The sequence below is a fragment of the Psychrobacter sp. TS_SC_6 genome (assembly GCF_056156305.1).
Genome location: NZ_CM149590.1, coordinates 155,251 through 174,222, shown reverse-complemented (window position 1 = coordinate 174,222; position 18,972 = coordinate 155,251). Strand labels below are relative to the sequence as shown.

Genomic DNA, 18,972 nt, shown 5'->3' with positions numbered 1-18,972 from the left:
TCGCATTGTGGCGCAACCCCTGCAAGCTAACTGGCTGTTTTATAGCTTGTTTCATGCCTTTTATCACAAAGCTGCAAGCATTTTGCATAAAAGCTTCTACTAAAATTATCGTTCAGCTTACTGCTGTATCTTTCTAATTCATTGCTGTTTTATAAAAACCACAAAAAACAGCATCAAATACTTCGCAAAATTAATCAATAGTCTCTATTATATTAGTTAATCTTAATAAAAATAGTTTTATAAAAAGGCATTCCATGACGACTGGCTATCGCCCTGAATTTATCCAACAAGCGTTTGTTGATTTTATCAGTACGCGCCTGCACCCATTTTGGTCATTAACCGTGCCTAAGTTGCGTCTTATAGCACGCCGTACACTCAGTGATGACTTGATTGCGCTACAATTTGAGCCTAACCGCGCCTTTAAACAGCAAGCTTTTAGTTCAAGTGATAGCTCACACGATGGCTGGCATGGCGGACAACATATTAATTTAAGCGTACTTCTTGATGGTGTTTATCATCAACGCAACTATTCATTGGTTGGTCTACCACAGCAGACATTATGGTGGCATGAGGACAACGATAAAAACTCTAATGGAAATAAAGATAACTTTAACAATAGCTTCGATAGGGATAGCTTTGATGAAAAGTCGCAACCGCAGGCTGTTACCTCGACCATAACTATTGCTATTAAGCCTCAAGGTCTAGTCTCAGATTACTTAAGCAAATATGCAGCACTGGGTACTATATTTAATAGCAGTTTACCCATTGGTGAATTTACTCTAGCTCATACAGTATTAGAACAGCAAGTACAGCAGATAAGCAAACCGTTATCTCTTACCTCTGTACCAGTACCACTATTATTTATCGCTAGCGGCAGTGGTATTACGCCAATGCTAGGTTTGATTACGCAGGCGCTGCAAAATGGGTATCAAGTAACGCTGCTACATTATAATCGTACAAATTTCTATCAATCATTATTACAGAATCAATGGCAGCAGCTAGCTGCTAAATATCCAACATTTATTTATCATCTTATTAATACTAAAGACCCCAATACGTATCTGGCAGGCTCGCGACATTTGAGCATGCAAACTTTAATAGCATTAAAATTACCATTGATAGATACACAGATATTTGCCTGTGGTTCGCCAGCGTTATTAGCAGCTTTGTACCGCGCTTGCGATGAAATTAACTTGCCACATGGCAAGCAGCTGCGTGACAACGTTACGATAGAGAGCTTTAGTGCGATAGAAAGCTTCGATTATATGTTTTCTACTAGAGATAAAGCAGACAAAGAAGCCGCTACTAGCGAAGCAAAAACCATCTATTTACGTGGACGACAACGTCAATATAACAGTAGTACCACGTTATTACTGGGTGCTGAGAGCGCTGGTATTCGAATGAGCCACGGCTGCAGACAAGGTATCTGTCAGCTGTGTCGCTGTAATAAGGTCAGCGGTAGGGTCAAAAACATTCAAACCGGTAAGATAAGTAATGATGGCTATGAGTCTATCCAGACCTGCATTAATGTACCAATGACTGATGTCATATTGGATATTTAAGAAATATGATCAAGGATAAGACAGCCTTGCATAAACATTTATTTGTAATGTTTACTAAAACTGACACCGATGATTAAACCGAACGTTGTGCTTACGATTTATTGATGCACCTTCGGATAAGGACTATCTATGCGCTTGTTACCCCCTATTCTTAAGGCTATATCTGCAGTCTCTACTATAACTTCATTAGTCGATGCACCATTCAAAACCACGCGATATCCGACGTTAACAGCTGCGCCACTACCAAAAGCACAGACCGAAGCCTTGGCTAATGAATTGAATGCACTGTATCAAAGCGTAATGGACTCACTAGGTGGCGATGATGCGCGCTATATTCAGCGTATTTATGGGACCGTGGTATATAGCGAGGTCATTTCACGCGTACTGCTTGCATTCGCTGGGCAATTATCATCAAAACGTAGCAAACTTAGCGTTTGGCTACTTGGCACATCCTTACTGAGTTTTAGTAAAATTTTAAACAATATGGAGCTTGGGCATAACGTCATGCATGGTCAGTATGATTGGATGCAGCACCCTCACCTTAACAGCCAAAAGTTTGATTGGGATATCGTTTGCCCTGCACCCCTATGGCAGCATTCGCATAACTACTTACACCATACTTTTACCAATATTGTCGGTCGCGACCATGATGTCGGCTACCATTTGATTCGCGTTACTGATGAGCAGCCTTGGACGCCAAGCGATCGCTATAACTTATTTAAGACGATGATATTGGCATTAGGCTTTGAATGGGCCGTCGCCTTCCATGATATTCAAATCAGTGTCGACGAGTACGCAGACGTACCAAAACTGACAGACGTAATGCAGCCAAAAGCTCGTGCACTATTTGGCAAAATCGCCCGGCAAGTTGGTAAAGATTATATTGCTTTTCCTACGGTGGTAGGTCTGACATTAGGTCGTGGTAGTGCTTTGACGACTCTAAGCGGTAATATCACTGCCAATATCGCTCGCAATCTATGGACATGGGCAGTGATATTCTGTGGTCACTTTACCGAGCAGGCGCATATTTATACGCATCTCGATGCCAATGAAAGCAAAGGCGACTGGTATGTGCGTCAGATCCTTGGCTCTAGCAATATTAAAGGGAATAAATGGTTTCACATTTTGACAGGCAATTTATCCCATCAGATTGAGCATCATATCTTCCCTGATATGCCAGCCAGACATTATGCGAGTATCGCCCCGCAGGTAAAAGCCATCTGCCACAAATACAATCTGGCTTACAATACTGGGCGCTTTGGGACACAATTTCGACAAGTATTGGAACGCATTCACCATTTTAGTAAGCCAAGTGCCGATGAATGGCACGCTTACACACAATCGCTATCAAATAATAATAGCAATGCTGACAAAGGCAATAATAACTTTGCCTCTAACAGCACTGCTGAGATATCACATGGTTTTAGAAGGTTTCTCCCTCAAGTTGTGCGCCAAGCTATGTTTTACGCCTGATGCTTTATAGTTGGCATTTTATACGTGATGAGCGCTTATATACGATGGCAGTAGCATTTTTAAACTTAAGTAGACACTCTAAGGTAGAAACCATAAAATAGAAGCCCGTTAAAAATGTTAACATTTGCCCTATCTACTCTTACGCTAGCAGCCTAGAGATGGAAACTAGAAAACTGCACAATAACAAAAGTAGAAATAATTATAATATTTGAAAATAGGGAGTTTTTATGAGTAACGTCGGTACAAAATCAGATATGAATATCGTCCATAATGAGGCAGCGAAACGCTTTGAGACTTCGATTGATGGGCAGACAGGTTATATCAGTTACAAAGAGCGCGAGGATAAGCTGGTATATGATCATACTATCGTCCCACAGGAGTTAGGTGGTCGAGGGGTTGGCTCAGCATTGGTAAAACATGCATTGGATTATGCTCGTGAAACCAATAAGAAAGTAGTGCCGCAATGCTCGTTTGTAGCCTCGTATATTGATAAAAATCCTCACTATAAAGATCTACTATAGTTCAAACTATTGAATAAGTGAGTATGTTTAACGATAACTAGCTACGATAGTTTGCTCTATTAACCGTTATAATAGCGCTATATACTCTCACTAATAACGTCATTGCCCCCCTATCTTCTTGATACTTCTATTATATTTTTTTAGCCAAATATATAATAAAATATCAGTAGCGGGTGGGGGTTTTTCCCTATGGCTTTTATAAGCGTTTATTGCATTCGGGAAGACAAATAAAAAGTACAGTAGTTGCCATGCTATTTTGTCGTTAATAATGATTTTTCTATCCACCATAATAATAAAGGATATCACCATGAGCAGTTTATCTAATCAACAAGTCGATTTGCAGCTAGAAGAACTACCAGGCTGGCAGCGCGAAGGTAACGCGATCGTAAAAACCTATCACTTTGGCGATTTTGTTGAAGCTATGAGCTTTATGAATCAAGCCGCTTTTCATGCTGAAGCGTTAGAGCATCATCCTGAATGGAGTAATACCTATAACGTAGTAGAAGTTCGCTTGACTACAGGCGATACTGGCGGTATCACCAGCCATGATGTTCGTTTAGCAAAACGTATGGAACATATCGTCCAGCCTAAACGCCTATAAATATTAAGCTGTGCGCTTACTATGTGTCATATAGCAGACAGCTATGTTTTAGCCATAAAAAAAGACCTCAGATAGTATCTGAGGTCTTTTTTACTAGCCAGTTTTCTAACTGGCTAATGGCTTTATAGAACGAGTATACTTTTCTTATTACATACGGCGGCTAACAAATGCCACGATAAATAGAATGACTGCTAATGCTAACAAGATATAGGCGAAGTTTGCAGACAATCCAGCAACACCACCAAATCCTAAGAAACTTGCTAACAATGCGATGACGGCGAAAATAATAGCCCAACGAAACATAATAATTCTCCTAAAATAGTAATTGAAAAGTCAAATAATAAGGTTGCTATATAAATGATGTACAGCTAACGACTTACACTACCGATCTCAATCATCTGATATTTTGCTTTTATTTTTTTACAGCTTTTAGTGCTCAGGAATATAGAGTAGCAATGATTTTCAATCTAAAAGGTTCATTTTGGTAATAATGTCGATAGGTTATGTAAACTTTGTAGCAAATCTTACCATTTGCAGATATTTTCAGTATTTATGTGTGGAAACAGTAAATAAGCACTTAAGTACTACTAGGTATATGAGAAGATTATCCAAAGATATTACGTTTGATTTGATAAATATTATTTGTGACGCCTTTTTTTTAATCTAAATTAATCTTAACCATCATTTTCATATAACACTCATTTGACAAAGCACATTAACAAGGAAAATAACGATGAATACGGATATATCAAAGAGTACCAACTCATCAGGTGATAACAAAAAATCTAATAGTGAAAAACGAGCTTATGCGGTGGTTTTATATGGGGCAACCAGCTTTGTTGGGCAAATCACTGCCCATTATCTTGCAGAGTTTTTGTCTGCTAACAAAGATAAGAGCGGCGCGGAGATTACTTGGGCGATAGCAGGTCGTGATCAAGAGAAGCTCAACGAGTTGCAGTCCAACCTTAATAGTAAAGTAGACATTATCATTGCCAATAGCGATGATGCGGCAAGCCTTGATGCAATGACCGAGCAGACGAAAGTCATTATCTCAACCGTTGGACCTTATCTTAAATACGGCGAACCGCTTATCAAATCGTGTGTTGATAATGGCACAGATTATGTTGATCTCACTGGTGAGGCAATATTTATCAAGGACATGATGGATAAGTATCAAGAGGCGGCAAAACAAAGCGGCGCCCGTATCGTCAACTCGTGTGGCTTTGATTCTATCCCATCAGATTTAGGCGTTTACTTTACGCAAAAGCAATCAGAAGCGAAGTTTGACAGTGCTTGTGATGTCATTCAAATGCGTGTGAAAGCTGCTAAAGGTGGACTATCAGGCGGTACGATTGCCTCAATGGCAACCATCTTTGAGGAAGTTGGACAAGATAAATCTCGTCGTAAGCAAGTGGCAAACCCTTATTTGCTGAACGATGATCAAGATGCGCCAAACGTACGTCAGAGCAATGTCAGTAAACCAGAATACGATAGCGAACATAAGCGCTGGCTTGCACCTTTTGTGATGGCAAGTATCAATACGCGTATTGTGCATCGCAGTAATCAGTTGCTTGGTTATGAATATGGACGCGAATTTAAATATGATGAAGCAATGTGGATGAAAGATGGTCTCAAAGGTAAGCTGACGAGTTACGCCTTGAGTGCAGGCTTGCTCGGCTTTTCCACTGCCATGATGATTACGCCAAGCCGCGAGTTATTATCCAAGCACGTATTGCCTAAATCAGGCTCAGGACCTTCTAAAGAAGAGCAAGAAAACGGCTATTTTGATATTCGTCTCTTTGGACAAACAGCTAACAAAGACAGTATTACTATCAAAGTAACAGGGGATAAAGACCCAGGCTATGGCAGCACTTCACGTATGTTGTCGCAAGCGGCATTATGTCTAGCGCAAGATATCAGCAAAGAAGAAGTGAACGGTGGTTTTTGGACACCTGCTTCAGCAATGGGTGACAAGCTACTTGCTCGTTTGGAGAAACACGCTGGTCTGAGCTTTGATGTGATTGATAGCTAAACTTATGCCTAAAAAGCAGTTTCTATACTATTCAACTAATAGTATTAAAATAACTGCGTTTTGGTCACAAGGTGCGATTTTTATCTAACAATAATACTACAATAATTGCACGACATCACTTATTAGTAGGTCTCCGTTAGATTGTTCATGGATGTACCACTGAATATTTAGTATTTAAATTGTTATTATCGTGCCTAGTGTTTACGACGTCTTTTATATTTATAGATAACGTTGTACGCTGACCAAAATTTTTATACGAATAAATCATGATAGTCGCCTATTGATTATCATGATTTTATTTTTTCTATAGATTATATGTTAGTTATTTTAAATATATAGATTCTGTATTCTACATAGATAAGTACTATATTAGACTGCATTTAATCAAAGTTATCTCTACGACCATTTTATAGTCAATGAAAAGTAAAATCGATACATCAATAATCCTGTACTACTGGTATAAATTTTCCTCGCTTGCTGTGCGCCTTGCACTCCAGAGGCTTCGAAAAATTCATCCCAGTAGCACTGTAGTGTTTTTAAAGTATTTTAACTATAGCTGACATTATAAAAATATAAATTGAGGATTAAATAAATGAAAAACCATACTCTAGCTTTATCATTACTGATTGGCGCAGCCCTTACTGTTCCGACATTGGCAATGGCAGCTCCAGCTGATACTAAAGCCGCTAAAAAGACGACCGCCACTGCTGAGATGGCTATTGAAGCCAAAACTGAAAGCACAGGCAATGAGACTGATGCAAATACTTCTAAAACAAACAAAATGTCGCCGTTTGCGATTAGCGAAACTCAAACAATTTCGCGCGCACGCGTCAATAGCAATATTGGTCAACAGCCAATGACTACTGAGATAAAAGCACCCAACGTTCAACAACCGATGACTACCGAAATAAAAGCGCCAGTAGAATCTTTACAAAATTCGGAATTACAAACAACGGAAATTATCTCTGAAGATGTAGTGCTAGATGTAGAAGAAGACTTAGCAGAAGTTTCAGAAGAAGATGAGCTATAAGTAAATACCTAAGTAATTATACTAAAGCGATTATTGAAATAAATATAGTAATTAGAAAGCATCATTAATATATTTGATTGAGTAAAAAAGGCAGCCATTAGGCTGCCTTTTTTGTTTCTAGTTAGAATAAGACGTCTTATTTCTTAGCTTTAGTCACGCCTGCTTCTTGCAATAGCGCACCGAAAGTACCCATTTTGCTAGGCGCTTCTGCTTTTTCTGCACGAGGCGCCTTGCTGCGACTGTCGCTACTATTGCTGCTAGGTTGACGCTTAGGCTTAGACGGACGCTTATCGCCAGCTGGACGATTGCTGCGCGGACGACTGGTACTCTCATTATTATTAGTAACATTTGCCGTCGCAGGTTTCGCTGCTGGTCGTGCAGCTTTTTCAGCTTCAGGTTTCATACTAAAACCAATACGACCACGTTTTTCGTCAATAGAGATGACACGGACCGAGACAATATCACCGGGCTTGACGCGGTTCATCGGGTCTGCGACAAAGTCATTGGCCATTTGCGAGATATGAACCAGACCATCTTGATGCACGCCAACATCGATAAAGCAACCAAAGGCAGTCACGTTAGTAACAACCCCTTCTAGTGTCATGCCTTCGCTCAAATCTTTAATACTGTTCACATCATCACGGAAGTTAGCCGTCTTAAACTCAGGACGTGGGTCACGAGCGGGCTTAGCAAGCTCATCTAAAATCGCTTTTACGCTAACATTTTCATCATTAGCTGCTAGCGCTGTGGTATCGATACTGTTTAACACACCATCGTTACCGATAACTTCTGGCAAGGCTTTACCTGTTTGTGCAAGTAAATTATCAACTAGCGCATAGCTTTCTGGATGTACACCAGTTGCATCAAGCGGATTGCTACCATCATGTATGCGTAAGAAGCCTGCGGCTTGCTCAAAGGTCTTAGCACCTAATCGCGGCACATTTTTCAATGACTCGCGGCTATCAAAAGCGCCATGCTCTTTGCGATAGGTAACGATTTGCTGCGCAACATTCTTATTTAAGCCAGCAATGTGCGCCAAAATAGCGGGGCTTGCCGTATTCACATCAACACCAACGGCATTAACGCTGTCTTGTGTGACTTTATCAAGACTATCTGCCAACTGAGCTTGATTGACATCATGTTGATATTGACCAACACCAATGGCTTTTGGATCTACCTTGACCAGCTCTGACAATGGGTCTTGTAGACGACGAGCAATAGATACTGCCCCACGTACAGAGACATCTAAATCACCAAGCTCATCAGAAGCAAGCTCACTGGCAGAATAGACTGACGCGCCAGATTCATTCACAATGACTGCTTTGGCTTTTAATGACTCGTTAGCCACCAAAATCTCTTTAATCATTGTGTCTGTTTCGCGGCTTGCCGTACCATTACCGATAGCCACTAAATCCACATTATAAGTACTTAATAACTCATCGATAACTACTTTGGCTTCAGTCATTTTATTATCAGGCGCAAATGGATAAACCGTTGCGATAACAGGTTTGTCTTCGGCATCTAACATTACATGACCTTGAGCATCGACAATCGCCATTTTTACGCCATGACGGATACCGGGATCAACACCTAAAATAACTTTGCGACCAGCAGGTGCTGACATCAGTAAATGCTGTAAATTATTGGCAAAAACATCAATCGCAGCCGCTTCTGCAGTCAGACGCTTTTCAGTTAATAAACGATGCTCGATATGCGGACGCCATTTGTCTTTCCATAAGCTGCTCGCCGCTTCTGTCAAAAATTCTTGACGCTCGGTTGGCGCTTTAGCATCAACCTCAAAATGCTTAATAATTTTTTCAATAAAAGGAGTATCTTCGCCTTCAATTTTTAGACCCAAGACGTTTTCTTGACGACCACGTAGCATCGCTAATAGACGATGATTTGGCAAACGTGCAAGGCTTTCACTATGCTCAAAGTAATCTTTGAATTTTTCACCGACTTCACGTTTTTCTTCACTGGCAACGCTCGATATGATACTGGCTGTTTTGGCAAAACTACTGCGTAAATGATCTAACAAGTCTAGCGCTTGTGTCCATTCATCTACGATAATGGCTTGTACACCAGCAACTTGCTTCTCGATATCACTAAAATCAACTTCAATCTCATTACCGCTTTCATCAGTAATACTTGATTGTACTTGATAGTCTGCTAATGCATCGGTTGGCGTCACGTTTTGCGTTAACACTGCTTGTGCCGCAATATCAAGACCAGCAGCACGTGCTTTGGCAGCTGGTGAACGGCGACGCGGACGATATGGCAAGTAGATGTCTTCAAGCTCAAGTTTTGAGGTTGCATTATCAATACGTGTCTGCAGCTCGTCAGTCAAATTGCCTTGTGTGCTCAGTAATTCAATAATTTTAAGGCGACGGGTTGCCATATCACGTTCATAATTGAGAGACTTCTCTAGCGCGCGCAATTGCGCATCGTCGAGATTCTGTGTCTTTTCTTTGCGGTAACGGGCAATAAAGGGAACAGTCGCGCCTTCATCATACAGTTTGACAAACGCATTGACTTGAGCAGTCTTAATGCCAAGCGCGCGAGCAAGCTTGTCGTGAATATTCGCGTGTGTGGTTGCATCCAAAACCTGTGCATTTGTTGAGGTTTGAGATGGCGTTAAGGTATCAGTGCTACTCATAGACGTATCAATCGTTGAGAAATGTAGTTTTGCATTATAGCAAAAGCTGCATGAATAGAAATCCTTTTTATCCTTTCGTTATTTATCATGTTATTTATCGCAAAAATCGTTTAATGAGCACACTCTTGACGCTTTATTAAACAAACACCTACAGCATTTGCCTTTATCAGTGATGCAATTATGACTGCAATCTTATACACTAAAGTCTCATCAGCACAGATATGGCTGTGTACCAACGTACTGAACAATAGTTCTCATTTTTATATTTTTTTGCCAATCGATGGAATGATGCTCAAGTAGTTGCACTAATAAATGGTAAAAGTGGTATTCACACTGTTTTTATTGAGAGTAAATATACTGACTGGTGCGTTTTAACAATAATTTTGCTAATAATAATTTTTATAAGAGGATGCCTGTATGTCTGAAAATAACAGCCCCGATACCTTAACTCAGCGTATTCTAGTCGTTGATGACGATGCACGATTGCGCTCTTTGTTACAGCGCTTTCTAGAAGACGATGGTTTTGTTGTCCGTACTGCCCATGATGGCAATCAAATGGATAAGCTGCTGCAGCGTGAGCTTTTTTCATTAGTGGTACTTGATTTGATGCTACCAGGCGAAGACGGTATCAGTATTTGTAAGCGTCTGCGCGAAGACAATGGCGACATCCCTATTATTATGCTCACGGCTAAAGGTGGCGACGCTGATCGCATCGCGGGTCTAGAAGCGGGTGCGGATGACTACTTACCAAAGCCATTTAATCCAAAAGAGCTATTGGCACGTATCAAAGCAGTACTCCGTCGTCAAAATCGTGAGCTACCAGGGGCACCAAGTCATCAGCTTGAAGTAGTAGAATTTGGTCCATGGACACTTGATTTATCGACACGTACGCTCAAACGTGACGGCAATGTTGTCACCTTAACGACCGGTGAATTCTCGGTACTGAAGGCATTGGTTCAGCATCCACGCGAGCCATTGACCCGTGATAAGCTGATGAACCTTGCCCGTGGTCGTGAATGGGGTGCGATGGAGCGTTCAATTGACGTTCAAGTATCACGTCTGCGCCGCTTAATTGAAGACAATCCTTCACAAGCACGTTATATCCAGACTGTCTGGGGCGTAGGCTATGTATTCGTACCTGATGAAGCAGAAGTCGAAGCAGCTAAGAGCGAATCACTTTAAATTTCTAAGTATTGCTTGTGTCCGTTGATATATCATACTATTAATGGGTAATCCTATTAATACAACGGGCGCAACATTGAAATCCTCTATTATTCATCAAAATATACCCTGCACTTTGGTGACAGGGTTTTTGGGTTCTGGCAAAACCACACTTATTAATCAATTGATTGCCGATAAATCCACTGATGAGCGTTGGGCATTATTGATTAACGAATTTGGTCGGATTGGTATCGATGCAGCATTGGTTGCAAGCTCACAAGATAGCAATTCCGCTCAAAATGATATCGCTATTCGTGAAGTTAGCGGCGGCTGTATTTGCTGTACCAGCCAGTTACCTTTACAAATCGCTATTAGTCGCCTGCTGAGTGACCATCATCCGCAGCGCCTGCTTATTGAGCCAACAGGGCTTGCTCATCCACGTGAGCTTATACGGCAGCTTAGCGTGCCGCATTGGCAGACGGCTCTAAAGATGCAAGCGGTCATAACTGTACTTAATGCTCTGCAGTGGCAACAAGACAAATATCGTGCTCACGAAGGGTTCCAAGCGCATATTCGTGATGCCGATGTCTTGATCATTAATCGCTATGATCAACTGAATGCTGACGAAAAACAAATGTTGCAATTATGGATCGCCAAGCTAAATGCACAGGTTTTTATTATTTGGGCAGATTCCGATTATCAAACGACTTCTAATGATATAGCCACAGTAAATACTTATTTAGCAACTTTAAGAGCGCAGCTGACCAAGCCTAGCCAGACCATCTCACAACAGCGGACAGTCAATATCGCTCAGCCGAAAAAATCTGTGATTAGCTTGCAGCCGCTGAGTCATTCATTATCGAATAACTCATTATTCGACCCTTCCACAAACGATCATGATATTCAGGTAGACAAAGACATCGAGCTGCCCTATCGTTATCATGAATTACAGCAAGATATCGTAGTTGCAGGTTGGCGACTACCAGCGGACTATATATTAAATGCTGATAAGTTACAGGATTGACTGCTAACGCTACCAAACTGGCAACGCATCAAGGGCGTATTGCATACGTCTAATGGCTGGCTACAAATCAATTTTACGCCTGATAGCTTGTCCACAAAGACAGTGAGCGTACAAGCCGACAGCCGACTAGAAATTATTTTGCAAACAAGTACTGGGCAAGAAGATGCGATAGAGGTTAAGCTAGATTGGGAAGCCTATGACCATGAACTCATGGCGTTGATACTATAGCTAATGATTGCATAGCCATCTATTGCAGTGATAGAAAGATTGTTGATAAAAATAGAACCAATAAAAAAGCCCACACTATCGAAATAGTGGGGGCTTTTTTATTGAGCAGCATTGGTTTTATTAGCGTAACTGACTGTCTTTACTGCCACGGCGATTAAACAATTCCGCAGCTTTTGCTTCTTGCTCAAGCTCAGATTGACAGCCCACACAATGCTGTACACCCGGTACTGCGATACGGCGAGCTTCTGGAATCGCCTTACCACATTCATCACAAAACTCTGCGCTTTTACCTGTCGGTAATGCACGGCGTGCGCGCTCTAGCGCATCATTAACGGTCGCATCCATTTGCTCATGCTCAGCACCATCTCTTGACCAACCACCTGCCATATTATTATCCTATTTACTTTTATTCATTATGCGTATTTTTAATCGAGCATAAAGGTCTTTGATAACAAATAGATGGGGTTAGATATCAGCAATTTCAATCTACCTGCGCAGACAAATTTTCGCTCAATCCTTGGGTTGTAACTCAACCACTTGTCCACGTACCCCGATACTTTCATCACTCATCAAGCACACATAACCTGCCATAATATCTTCAGGAGTTTTCAGACTCATCGGATTTTCACCTGGATAAGCGTGAGCACGCATATTGGTGCGAGTACCACCCGGATTGATACAGTTAAAACGCAGGTTGGTGGTGTTTTGCGTCTCTTGAGTAAAGATATCGCTCATTCCTTCTACCGCTTGCTTAGACAGCGCGTAAGCACCCCAAAATGCGCGAGGATGCGTACCAACGCTGCTCGAGGTAAATACGATAGAACCATGCGGTGCATCTTTGAGTAACGGCAGTAGCGCTTGGGTAAGCATAAAGGTCGACGTGAAGTTAATCTTCATGACTTGAGCAAACATATCTACATCGTACATCTCAAGTGGGGTCAATGGACCAAGCATCCCCGCATTATGCAATATCCCATCAAGCTGACCAACTTCTCTATGAATCAAATTTTCTAGCTTTTGCATTTCTGCATAGGTAGCCCCTTCTAGATTCATCGGTAACATAGCAGGCTGCTTGCCACCAAAGCTCTCGATTTCATCATAGACATATTCAAGTTTACTGCTAGTACGCCCCAATAACAGCACAGTCGCACCATAGCGAGCATAAGTTAATGCAGCGACCCGACCAATGCCATCACCTGCGCCTGTGACTAAAATGGTCTTGCCATCTAAGCAGTTTTCAGAGGGTATAAAGTCACGAATATCATCGTGGGTTAATTCGTTTGCAGACGATTGCAATTCAGTCTGATGGCTTTCAATATTATTGGCTATATTGTCAGCTGAATGGTTTGCCGACTGATTCGCTAATGGGTTGATATGGTCACTCATGGCGTTACTCACTGCTTATCGTTTAATAATTGGGATGGTTAACCATTATGCTATGTTGTCAAATACTGCCTGATAACACCCTAATCTTATGGCTCATTGAAGTTACAAATAGTCAAACTTACCAGAAGAGAGCAGTAACTTACTCAACTGCTCAGGGGTTTCCGTAATATAATCTGCGCCCCATTTCTTCAGGTTGTTTTGATCTTCAGGCGGAATATAACCATAAGCGGCCAAAATAGTGGGCATACCAGCGGCATTGCCAGCTTCGATATCACGGATATGATCGCCAACATAAATCACGCTTGCAGCAGCGCCGCGAGGGATACCAAGCTTCTCTAGCGCCGCGTACATAGGCTCCGGGTCAGGTTTAGGGCGTGACACATCATCAGGACAGACCAAAACCGCACAGCGCATATCTAGTTGCATTTTTTCTAATAACAGCTCTGACAAATAGCGCGGTTTGTTGGTCACTATACCCCAAGGTACACCTTTTTCTTCAAGGGCACTTAAAACGCCCTCAAGCGTGTCAAAAACATGACTATCCACACAAATATCCGCTTCATAATCGTCTAAAAACTGCTGACGAAATTCAAGTAACGTCTCTTCGCTAAAGTCTGTCTGCTCATTATGACGTAGCATAAGCTGCACCATCGCTGAAGCACCTGCCGATACTTGCTCACGAATCTCTGTCTCAGACGGCGCTTGCCAGCCGTTTTCTTGGCTCATTTTGCCAATAATACGTACGAAGTCGGCAGCAGTATCTATCAATGTCCCATCTAGGTCAAATAAGACCGCTTTTACAAATTGGCTCATTACGAAGGCTCTTATTTAAGGTGGTAAAAAGGATATTAAGCGAGAGGTTTCTGTACTGCTATCATATAGTTAACATCGACGTTTTGAGCCAACCAGTAACGCTTGGTCAATGGATTATAATGTAGTCCAATGATATCTTGGCGCATAAAACCGGCGTCAATCGCCATTTTATCGAGCTCAGCTGGGGTGATAAACTTGGCATAATCATGCGTACCGCGATCCAGCAAGCGCAGGACATACTCTGCACCAACGATAGCAAACAGATATGATTTTGGATTGCGGTTAATCGTTGATAGTAAGCATACGCCACCTGGCGTCAACAGCTTAAAACAAGCATCTACAATAGCGGCTGGATCTGGTACATGCTCTAGCATCTCCATACAGGTGACCACATCAAACTGACCAGCATAGGTAGCCGCCAATTGCTCAACCGGAATATGCTGATAGCGCAAGGTATCTTGTAAGTTACTTTGTTCAGCATGGAGGCTTGCTGCTTTGAGATTTTCTGTCCCAAGGTCGATACCTGTCACATCTGCGCCGCGACGTGCCATTGATTCTGATAAGATACCACCGCCACAACCGACATCAAGAACCTTTTTACCCGCCAAGCCCATCTCTGCCATTTTTTGACTATCAGCACTCACGTAGCCACGCTTCACATTTTCCTCTATCCAGTTTAGACGCAGCGGATTGATTTCGTGCAAGGTAGCAAAGGCACCGGTTTTATTCCACCACTCACCCGCCAATTTATTAAATTTTTCAACTTCGCTTGGATCCACATTGATAGCGTTTATGGAATCGTCAGCCATGCCACTATCATTTGCTTGAGTGTGCAAAGGCTGCCCAGAAAATAAAGCTTGGCTCATGGTTTTTCCTTTATTGTTATAGTATGTGAATAAAGACTCAATATTAACATGCGAGCTGCAAAACTGCCGTAAGTACATCGTCACCGATTGTGAACTGCTTTATTGATGCTTTAAAGGTCAATAAAAATAGAATAACAGGCTATAAGTAAGATACCTTAAATAATGACTGACAGCATTACAACCATTAGTTAAGAATCCAGTTCACAAACTGCCGCATTTTACGCTATTATAGTTGCTATTCTATAGTAGGTCGACTCAGTCGACCTATCGTCGTCTATTGACTTTGTCATTGCTTATTTGCTTTGGTACTTATATGACTATCAAAGCTATAACTATTAAAGCAAACTTCTGAATGTCGTTATTTCAAGGAATAAGTATGAAACGTATCATCGCATTAACTGGTTTGGCTTGCGCTATTGGATTTGCCAATATGGGTGCACAAGCTGCCAATTATGTCGCAGGAAAAGACTATCGTGTATTAGATAATCCAGAAAAAATCAGCGGTGATGCTATCATTGTGCGTGAGTTTTTTTGGTATGGTTGCCCGCATTGTAATGTCCTTAATCCACACATGGAAAAATGGGCAAAAAACAAAGATAAAGATGTGGCCTTCTTTAAAACACCCGCAGCGTTAAACCCTGTTTGGGAAGCCAGTGCCCGTGGTTTTTATGCCGCGCAATTACTGGGTTTTGAAAACAAGACCCATGACGCTTTATTTGATGCTGTACATAAAGATGGTAAGCAGTTATTTGACCAGTCTTCATTAAGTAAATGGTATGCCTCAAAAGGTGTGAACGAAAAGAAATTCAATAGCCTTTATAACTCTTTTGCTGTTGGTACCAAAATCGGTCGGTCGCAAGCAGGCGCTAAGCGTTACCAGTTATCAGGTGTGCCAGCCGTTGTTGTGCAAGGCAAGTACGTGGTAACCGGTGAAAGTGCTACTGTACCTAAAGTAGTTGATTTCCTAGTCGACAAAGTACGTGCAGAGAAAAAGTAGCATTAGTTTTTTAAAAAAATATGAAAACGCTATTTCTGATCAATTAAAAAAGCCAATCTTTACTGATTGGCTTTTTCGTATTTTAGTATTCTATCTTTAGTATTTTATAGGTATCCACTAAACCAAATTCGCTTGCCTATGTCTCTCATCGCTATTTTTTTAGATTCGTCAAAATAGCAACTTCACGGATATAACTGGCCAAATCTGCTTTTGACTCTGCCATTAGCTCCTCATCATTTGTATGCTTAGCGTACTCAATCCAGAGCAATAGCTGATACATACTATGCTGCTCAGACGCTTTATATTGTTTGACAAACTGCTTAAGCGTACCTTCATCATTAATATTTAGACGCTCATACCAGCTCTCTATTTTAGAAACTTGCTCTTTAGGAAAATAGGCATCAAATAATGCTTTTATCAGCTCATGGCGGTTTTCTTCAATCATAAGCTTACCAACACGTTTGGTCTGACGATTACGGGCATTAGCGCTGGTGATATCGGCAAGCGCCATTAATTCCGCCATAAAATAATCGCTGGCAGGTAAAGCTTTAAGTTGTTTCTTCGACAAGCTGGCAAGCGGTATCGACAACTGCTGCAAGCGCTCATGAGCTTTTTTGAGCTCTGTGCGTGAGACGCGCATATCTTGTTCTGACCAGTCAATCATAAAAGCTTTCCATGTTTAAAAATAAATAATAGGTATAAAAAATTAAGTATAAAAGGTTTAGCAAACACTACCAGCGATGCTTTTCACGGTGTTTCGCCGTCACGGTTAAGCTTTCTGGCAAGCTATTTTGCAACCTGTCTTGCAAGTGTTTGGTAATAAATACCGAGCGGTGCTTGCCACCAGTGCAACCAATGGCAACCGTTACCGTATGACGATTATTATGTAAAAAATCAGGTAACCAACGATTCAAAAATGTAGCGATATCTCTCGTCATCTCAGCGACCTCTGGATAATCCGCAAAAAACGCACCCACTTCGGCGTCAAGACCTGTCGCCGAGCGCAGTGTCGGATTCCAATGTGGATTGGGTAAGATGCGTACATCAAAAACGAAGTCTGCATCGATAGGGCTGCCATACTTGAAACCAAACGACAGCAAATTAATCACGATTTGATTGTCTACACCCACATAATCACGCAGACGCTCTTTTAGCTGATGGATATTGAGCATACTGGTATCTATCTTGATATCGGCATGCTTGAATATCGGCTGCAAAAGCTGTAATTCTTTCTCAATAGCTGCTGGCAGATTATAAACGTTATTTTCTACGCCTTTGGTATCTAGCACCATCAACGGATGGATGCGGCGGGTGGCATTAAAGCGTGCAACCAGCGTCTCTTCTTGCGCCGTCACATACATCACCGTGACCGCCTCTTCGCCATAGGTCTGCTTTAAACTCTCATGGATTGCATCAAAGTTAGATAGATCTGCGCGCGGCGTACGAATATCCACCCCAAGAGCAATACGTTTAATTCCACTATCACAGACCAGCTTTTGCGCCGCTTCAGGCACAAGAGACAAAGGCAAATTGTCAATAGAATAAAAACCCAGATCTTCAAGGATATTTAGTACCGAGGTTTTCCCTGACCCTGAACGTCCTGACACTACCAATATACTCAGTTTATCTCCAGTAGATTCGTTAGAATCTGTTAGCTTTGGTTGAGCATTATGGGTGTCTTGATTTACCTGCATGTTCCGTCATCCTTATAAATTGCATCCCGCAAATAACAATATTATAAATAGCAGTGTGATCAAACTTTATTAATCGTGACCAATCGATTGTCTAGCAAGCGTGCACGACCTAGCCATGCCGCCACTAAAACAACCAAGTTTTGATGGTTATTGATACTCTCATCATCAACAGCCATCAGCTCAGTTGTTTTTACTTCTAGATAATCAATCATAAATCCTGCACTAGTAATACGCTCGTGAGCTGCTGTCAAAAGTACCTCTAACGGTTGCTTATTATCGCTAATCTGTTTGGCTAAATACTGCAACTCCTGCTGTAAGATAGGCGCTGTTTGGCGCTCAGCCTCGCTTAAATACTGATTGCGTGATGATAACGCTAAGCCATCAGTAGCACGAATAATAGGCGCGCCAATAATATCGATTGAATAGCTCAAATCACGAACCAACTGCTTAATAATAGCTAATTGCTGGTAATCTTTTTGCCCAAATACGGCTATGTTAGGTTGCACGATATTGAAGAGCTTAGAGACAACAATACCGACGCCATCGAAATGATTGGGGCGGGTTTTGCCACATAGTTGCTCAGTGATAGTCCCAGCGAGAATAGTAGTCATCGGCGGTAGTACCGGATACATCTCATCAATAGTAGGAGCAAAAACATAATCAGCGCCAACGGTGATAAGCTTCGCGACATCTTCATCTAAGGTACGAGGGTAGCTATCAAAGTCTTCGCCAATCCCAAACTGCGTTGGATTGACGAAAATACTAACCACCACGATATCTGCATGCTGTTTGGCAATTTTTACCAGCTCCAGATGACCATCGTGTAGATTACCCATTGTAGGTACTAAGGCAATGCGCTGCGCTGTTCGGTAAGGCTGTAGAGCAACGCGTAAGTCTGAGATATGGTAATGAATCGTCGGCATGGTTA

The 18,972-nt window shown here is 41.7% G+C and carries 19 protein-coding genes; 10 read left to right on the top strand and 9 right to left on the bottom strand.

What is annotated here, in order from left to right; genetic code table 11:
* Positions 1–254: 254 nt before the first annotated feature.
* From AC0J5Y_RS00740 to AC0J5Y_RS00725, 4 genes are all read left to right on the top strand, one after another.
* The gene (locus AC0J5Y_RS00740; RefSeq protein ID WP_475131089.1) at positions 255–1,562 is read left to right on the top strand and encodes a flavin reductase family protein; all 1,308 of its coding nucleotides are present in this window, start codon (positions 255–257) and stop codon (positions 1,560–1,562) included.
* A gap of 129 nt (positions 1,563–1,691) precedes the next feature.
* Entirely contained in the window at positions 1,692–3,035 is a 1,344-nt protein-coding gene (locus AC0J5Y_RS00735) for a fatty acid desaturase family protein (RefSeq protein ID WP_475131088.1), read from the top strand.
* Positions 3,036–3,262: 227 nt separating this feature from the next.
* Positions 3,263–3,556, top strand: coding sequence for a GNAT family N-acetyltransferase (locus AC0J5Y_RS00730; protein ID WP_475131087.1), 294 nt, complete (start codon positions 3,263–3,265; stop codon positions 3,554–3,556).
* Between the two features lie 307 nt (positions 3,557–3,863).
* On the top strand, positions 3,864–4,157 hold the full coding sequence (locus AC0J5Y_RS00725; RefSeq protein WP_133103928.1) for a 4a-hydroxytetrahydrobiopterin dehydratase: 294 nt from the start codon (positions 3,864–3,866) through the stop codon (positions 4,155–4,157).
* A gap of 147 nt (positions 4,158–4,304) precedes the next feature.
* Here the strand turns inward: AC0J5Y_RS00725 and AC0J5Y_RS00720 are convergent, their stop codons facing one another.
* Positions 4,305–4,460, bottom strand: a complete 156-nt coding sequence (locus AC0J5Y_RS00720) for a DUF1328 domain-containing protein (RefSeq protein ID WP_011512513.1) — start codon at positions 4,458–4,460, stop codon at positions 4,305–4,307.
* A gap of 430 nt (positions 4,461–4,890) precedes the next feature.
* Here AC0J5Y_RS00720 and AC0J5Y_RS00715 point away from each other — a divergent pair, with 430 nt between their 5' ends.
* Both AC0J5Y_RS00715 and AC0J5Y_RS00710 read left to right on the top strand, forming a co-directional pair.
* Entirely contained in the window at positions 4,891–6,189 is a 1,299-nt protein-coding gene (locus AC0J5Y_RS00715) for a saccharopine dehydrogenase family protein (protein ID WP_475131086.1), read from the top strand.
* A gap of 592 nt (positions 6,190–6,781) precedes the next feature.
* Entirely contained in the window at positions 6,782–7,219 is a 438-nt protein-coding gene (locus AC0J5Y_RS00710) for a hypothetical protein (protein WP_475131085.1), read from the top strand.
* A gap of 136 nt (positions 7,220–7,355) precedes the next feature.
* On the opposite strand, the gene AC0J5Y_RS00705 is transcribed toward AC0J5Y_RS00710, so the two are convergent.
* Positions 7,356–9,875, bottom strand: a complete 2,520-nt coding sequence (locus tag AC0J5Y_RS00705) for a Tex family protein (RefSeq protein ID WP_475131084.1) — start codon at positions 9,873–9,875, stop codon at positions 7,356–7,358.
* 417 nt (positions 9,876–10,292) lie between these two features.
* Between AC0J5Y_RS00705 and ompR the strand changes: the two genes are divergently transcribed.
* Genes ompR through AC0J5Y_RS00690 form a run of 3 tightly spaced genes read left to right on the top strand, consistent with a single transcriptional unit; the run spans position 10,293 to position 12,288 of the window.
* Positions 10,293–11,057 (top strand): osmolarity response regulator transcription factor OmpR, encoded by a 765-nt coding sequence (gene ompR, locus AC0J5Y_RS00700; protein ID WP_413519508.1) that lies wholly within the window; start codon positions 10,293–10,295, stop codon positions 11,055–11,057.
* A gap of 43 nt (positions 11,058–11,100) precedes the next feature.
* Complete coding sequence (locus AC0J5Y_RS00695; protein WP_475131083.1) at positions 11,101–12,060, top strand: CobW family GTP-binding protein; 960 nt, start codon at positions 11,101–11,103, stop codon at positions 12,058–12,060.
* A gap of 39 nt (positions 12,061–12,099) precedes the next feature.
* Complete coding sequence (locus AC0J5Y_RS00690) at positions 12,100–12,288, top strand: hypothetical protein (protein ID WP_475131082.1); 189 nt, start codon at positions 12,100–12,102, stop codon at positions 12,286–12,288.
* Positions 12,289–12,408: 120 nt separating this feature from the next.
* Here AC0J5Y_RS00690 and AC0J5Y_RS00685 read toward each other — a convergent pair whose 3' ends face one another.
* From AC0J5Y_RS00685 to ubiG, 4 genes are all read right to left on the bottom strand, one after another.
* Positions 12,409–12,675, bottom strand: a complete 267-nt coding sequence (locus AC0J5Y_RS00685) for a DksA/TraR family C4-type zinc finger protein (protein ID WP_011512508.1) — start codon at positions 12,673–12,675, stop codon at positions 12,409–12,411.
* A gap of 123 nt (positions 12,676–12,798) precedes the next feature.
* Positions 12,799–13,674 carry a YciK family oxidoreductase gene (locus AC0J5Y_RS00680; RefSeq protein ID WP_475131081.1) on the bottom strand — a complete coding sequence of 292 codons (876 nt, stop codon included), beginning with the start codon at positions 13,672–13,674 and terminating at the stop codon, positions 12,799–12,801.
* 102 nt (positions 13,675–13,776) lie between these two features.
* Complete coding sequence (locus AC0J5Y_RS00675) at positions 13,777–14,487, bottom strand: HAD family hydrolase (protein ID WP_475131080.1); 711 nt, start codon at positions 14,485–14,487, stop codon at positions 13,777–13,779.
* Positions 14,488–14,522: 35 nt separating this feature from the next.
* Positions 14,523–15,353 carry a bifunctional 2-polyprenyl-6-hydroxyphenol methylase/3-demethylubiquinol 3-O-methyltransferase UbiG gene (ubiG, locus tag AC0J5Y_RS00670; RefSeq protein WP_475131079.1) on the bottom strand — a complete coding sequence of 277 codons (831 nt, stop codon included), beginning with the start codon at positions 15,351–15,353 and terminating at the stop codon, positions 14,523–14,525.
* A 376-nt stretch (positions 15,354–15,729) separates the two neighbouring features.
* On the opposite strand from ubiG, the gene AC0J5Y_RS00665 reads away from it, so the two are divergent.
* The gene (locus AC0J5Y_RS00665; protein ID WP_475131078.1) at positions 15,730–16,350 is read left to right on the top strand and encodes a thiol:disulfide interchange protein DsbA/DsbL; all 621 of its coding nucleotides are present in this window, start codon (positions 15,730–15,732) and stop codon (positions 16,348–16,350) included.
* Between the two features lie 151 nt (positions 16,351–16,501).
* Here AC0J5Y_RS00665 and yjgA read toward each other — a convergent pair whose 3' ends face one another.
* The 3 genes from yjgA to panC all read right to left on the bottom strand — a co-directional run bounded on the left by yjgA (position 16,502) and on the right by panC (position 18,967).
* Positions 16,502–17,014 (bottom strand): ribosome biogenesis factor YjgA, encoded by a 513-nt coding sequence (gene yjgA / locus AC0J5Y_RS00660; RefSeq protein ID WP_011512503.1) that lies wholly within the window; start codon positions 17,012–17,014, stop codon positions 16,502–16,504.
* Positions 17,015–17,081: 67 nt separating this feature from the next.
* Positions 17,082–18,044 carry an RNase adapter RapZ gene (gene rapZ / locus AC0J5Y_RS00655; RefSeq protein ID WP_475131077.1) on the bottom strand — a complete coding sequence of 321 codons (963 nt, stop codon included), beginning with the start codon at positions 18,042–18,044 and terminating at the stop codon, positions 17,082–17,084.
* Between the two features lie 59 nt (positions 18,045–18,103).
* Positions 18,104–18,967 (bottom strand): pantoate--beta-alanine ligase, encoded by an 864-nt coding sequence (gene panC / locus AC0J5Y_RS00650; protein WP_475131076.1) that lies wholly within the window; start codon positions 18,965–18,967, stop codon positions 18,104–18,106.
* Positions 18,968–18,972: the final 5 nt, after the last annotated feature.

Coding starts and splice junctions, on each gene's coding strand:
- AC0J5Y_RS00740 (WP_475131089.1), top strand. CDS start 255: ATGACGACTGGCTATCGCCCTGAATTTATCCAACAAGCGTTTGTTGAT.
- AC0J5Y_RS00735 (WP_475131088.1), top strand. CDS start 1,692: ATGCGCTTGTTACCCCCTATTCTTAAGGCTATATCTGCAGTCTCTACT.
- AC0J5Y_RS00730 (WP_475131087.1), top strand. CDS start 3,263: ATGAGTAACGTCGGTACAAAATCAGATATGAATATCGTCCATAATGAG.
- AC0J5Y_RS00725 (WP_133103928.1), top strand. CDS start 3,864: ATGAGCAGTTTATCTAATCAACAAGTCGATTTGCAGCTAGAAGAACTA.
- AC0J5Y_RS00720 (WP_011512513.1), bottom strand. CDS start 4,460: ATGTTTCGTTGGGCTATTATTTTCGCCGTCATCGCATTGTTAGCAAGT.
- AC0J5Y_RS00715 (WP_475131086.1), top strand. CDS start 4,891: ATGAATACGGATATATCAAAGAGTACCAACTCATCAGGTGATAACAAA.
- AC0J5Y_RS00710 (WP_475131085.1), top strand. CDS start 6,782: ATGAAAAACCATACTCTAGCTTTATCATTACTGATTGGCGCAGCCCTT.
- AC0J5Y_RS00705 (WP_475131084.1), bottom strand. CDS start 9,875: ATGAGTAGCACTGATACCTTAACGCCATCTCAAACCTCAACAAATGCA.
- ompR (WP_413519508.1), top strand. CDS start 10,293: ATGTCTGAAAATAACAGCCCCGATACCTTAACTCAGCGTATTCTAGTC.
- AC0J5Y_RS00695 (WP_475131083.1), top strand. CDS start 11,101: ATGGGTAATCCTATTAATACAACGGGCGCAACATTGAAATCCTCTATT.
- AC0J5Y_RS00685 (WP_011512508.1), bottom strand. CDS start 12,675: ATGGCAGGTGGTTGGTCAAGAGATGGTGCTGAGCATGAGCAAATGGAT.
- AC0J5Y_RS00680 (WP_475131081.1), bottom strand. CDS start 13,674: ATGAGTGACCATATCAACCCATTAGCGAATCAGTCGGCAAACCATTCA.
- AC0J5Y_RS00675 (WP_475131080.1), bottom strand. CDS start 14,487: ATGAGCCAATTTGTAAAAGCGGTCTTATTTGACCTAGATGGGACATTG.
- ubiG (WP_475131079.1), bottom strand. CDS start 15,353: ATGAGCCAAGCTTTATTTTCTGGGCAGCCTTTGCACACTCAAGCAAAT.
- AC0J5Y_RS00665 (WP_475131078.1), top strand. CDS start 15,730: ATGAAACGTATCATCGCATTAACTGGTTTGGCTTGCGCTATTGGATTT.
- yjgA (WP_011512503.1), bottom strand. CDS start 17,014: ATGATTGACTGGTCAGAACAAGATATGCGCGTCTCACGCACAGAGCTC.
- rapZ (WP_475131077.1), bottom strand. CDS start 18,044: ATGCAGGTAAATCAAGACACCCATAATGCTCAACCAAAGCTAACAGAT.
- panC (WP_475131076.1), bottom strand. CDS start 18,967: ATGCCGACGATTCATTACCATATCTCAGACTTACGCGTTGCTCTACAG.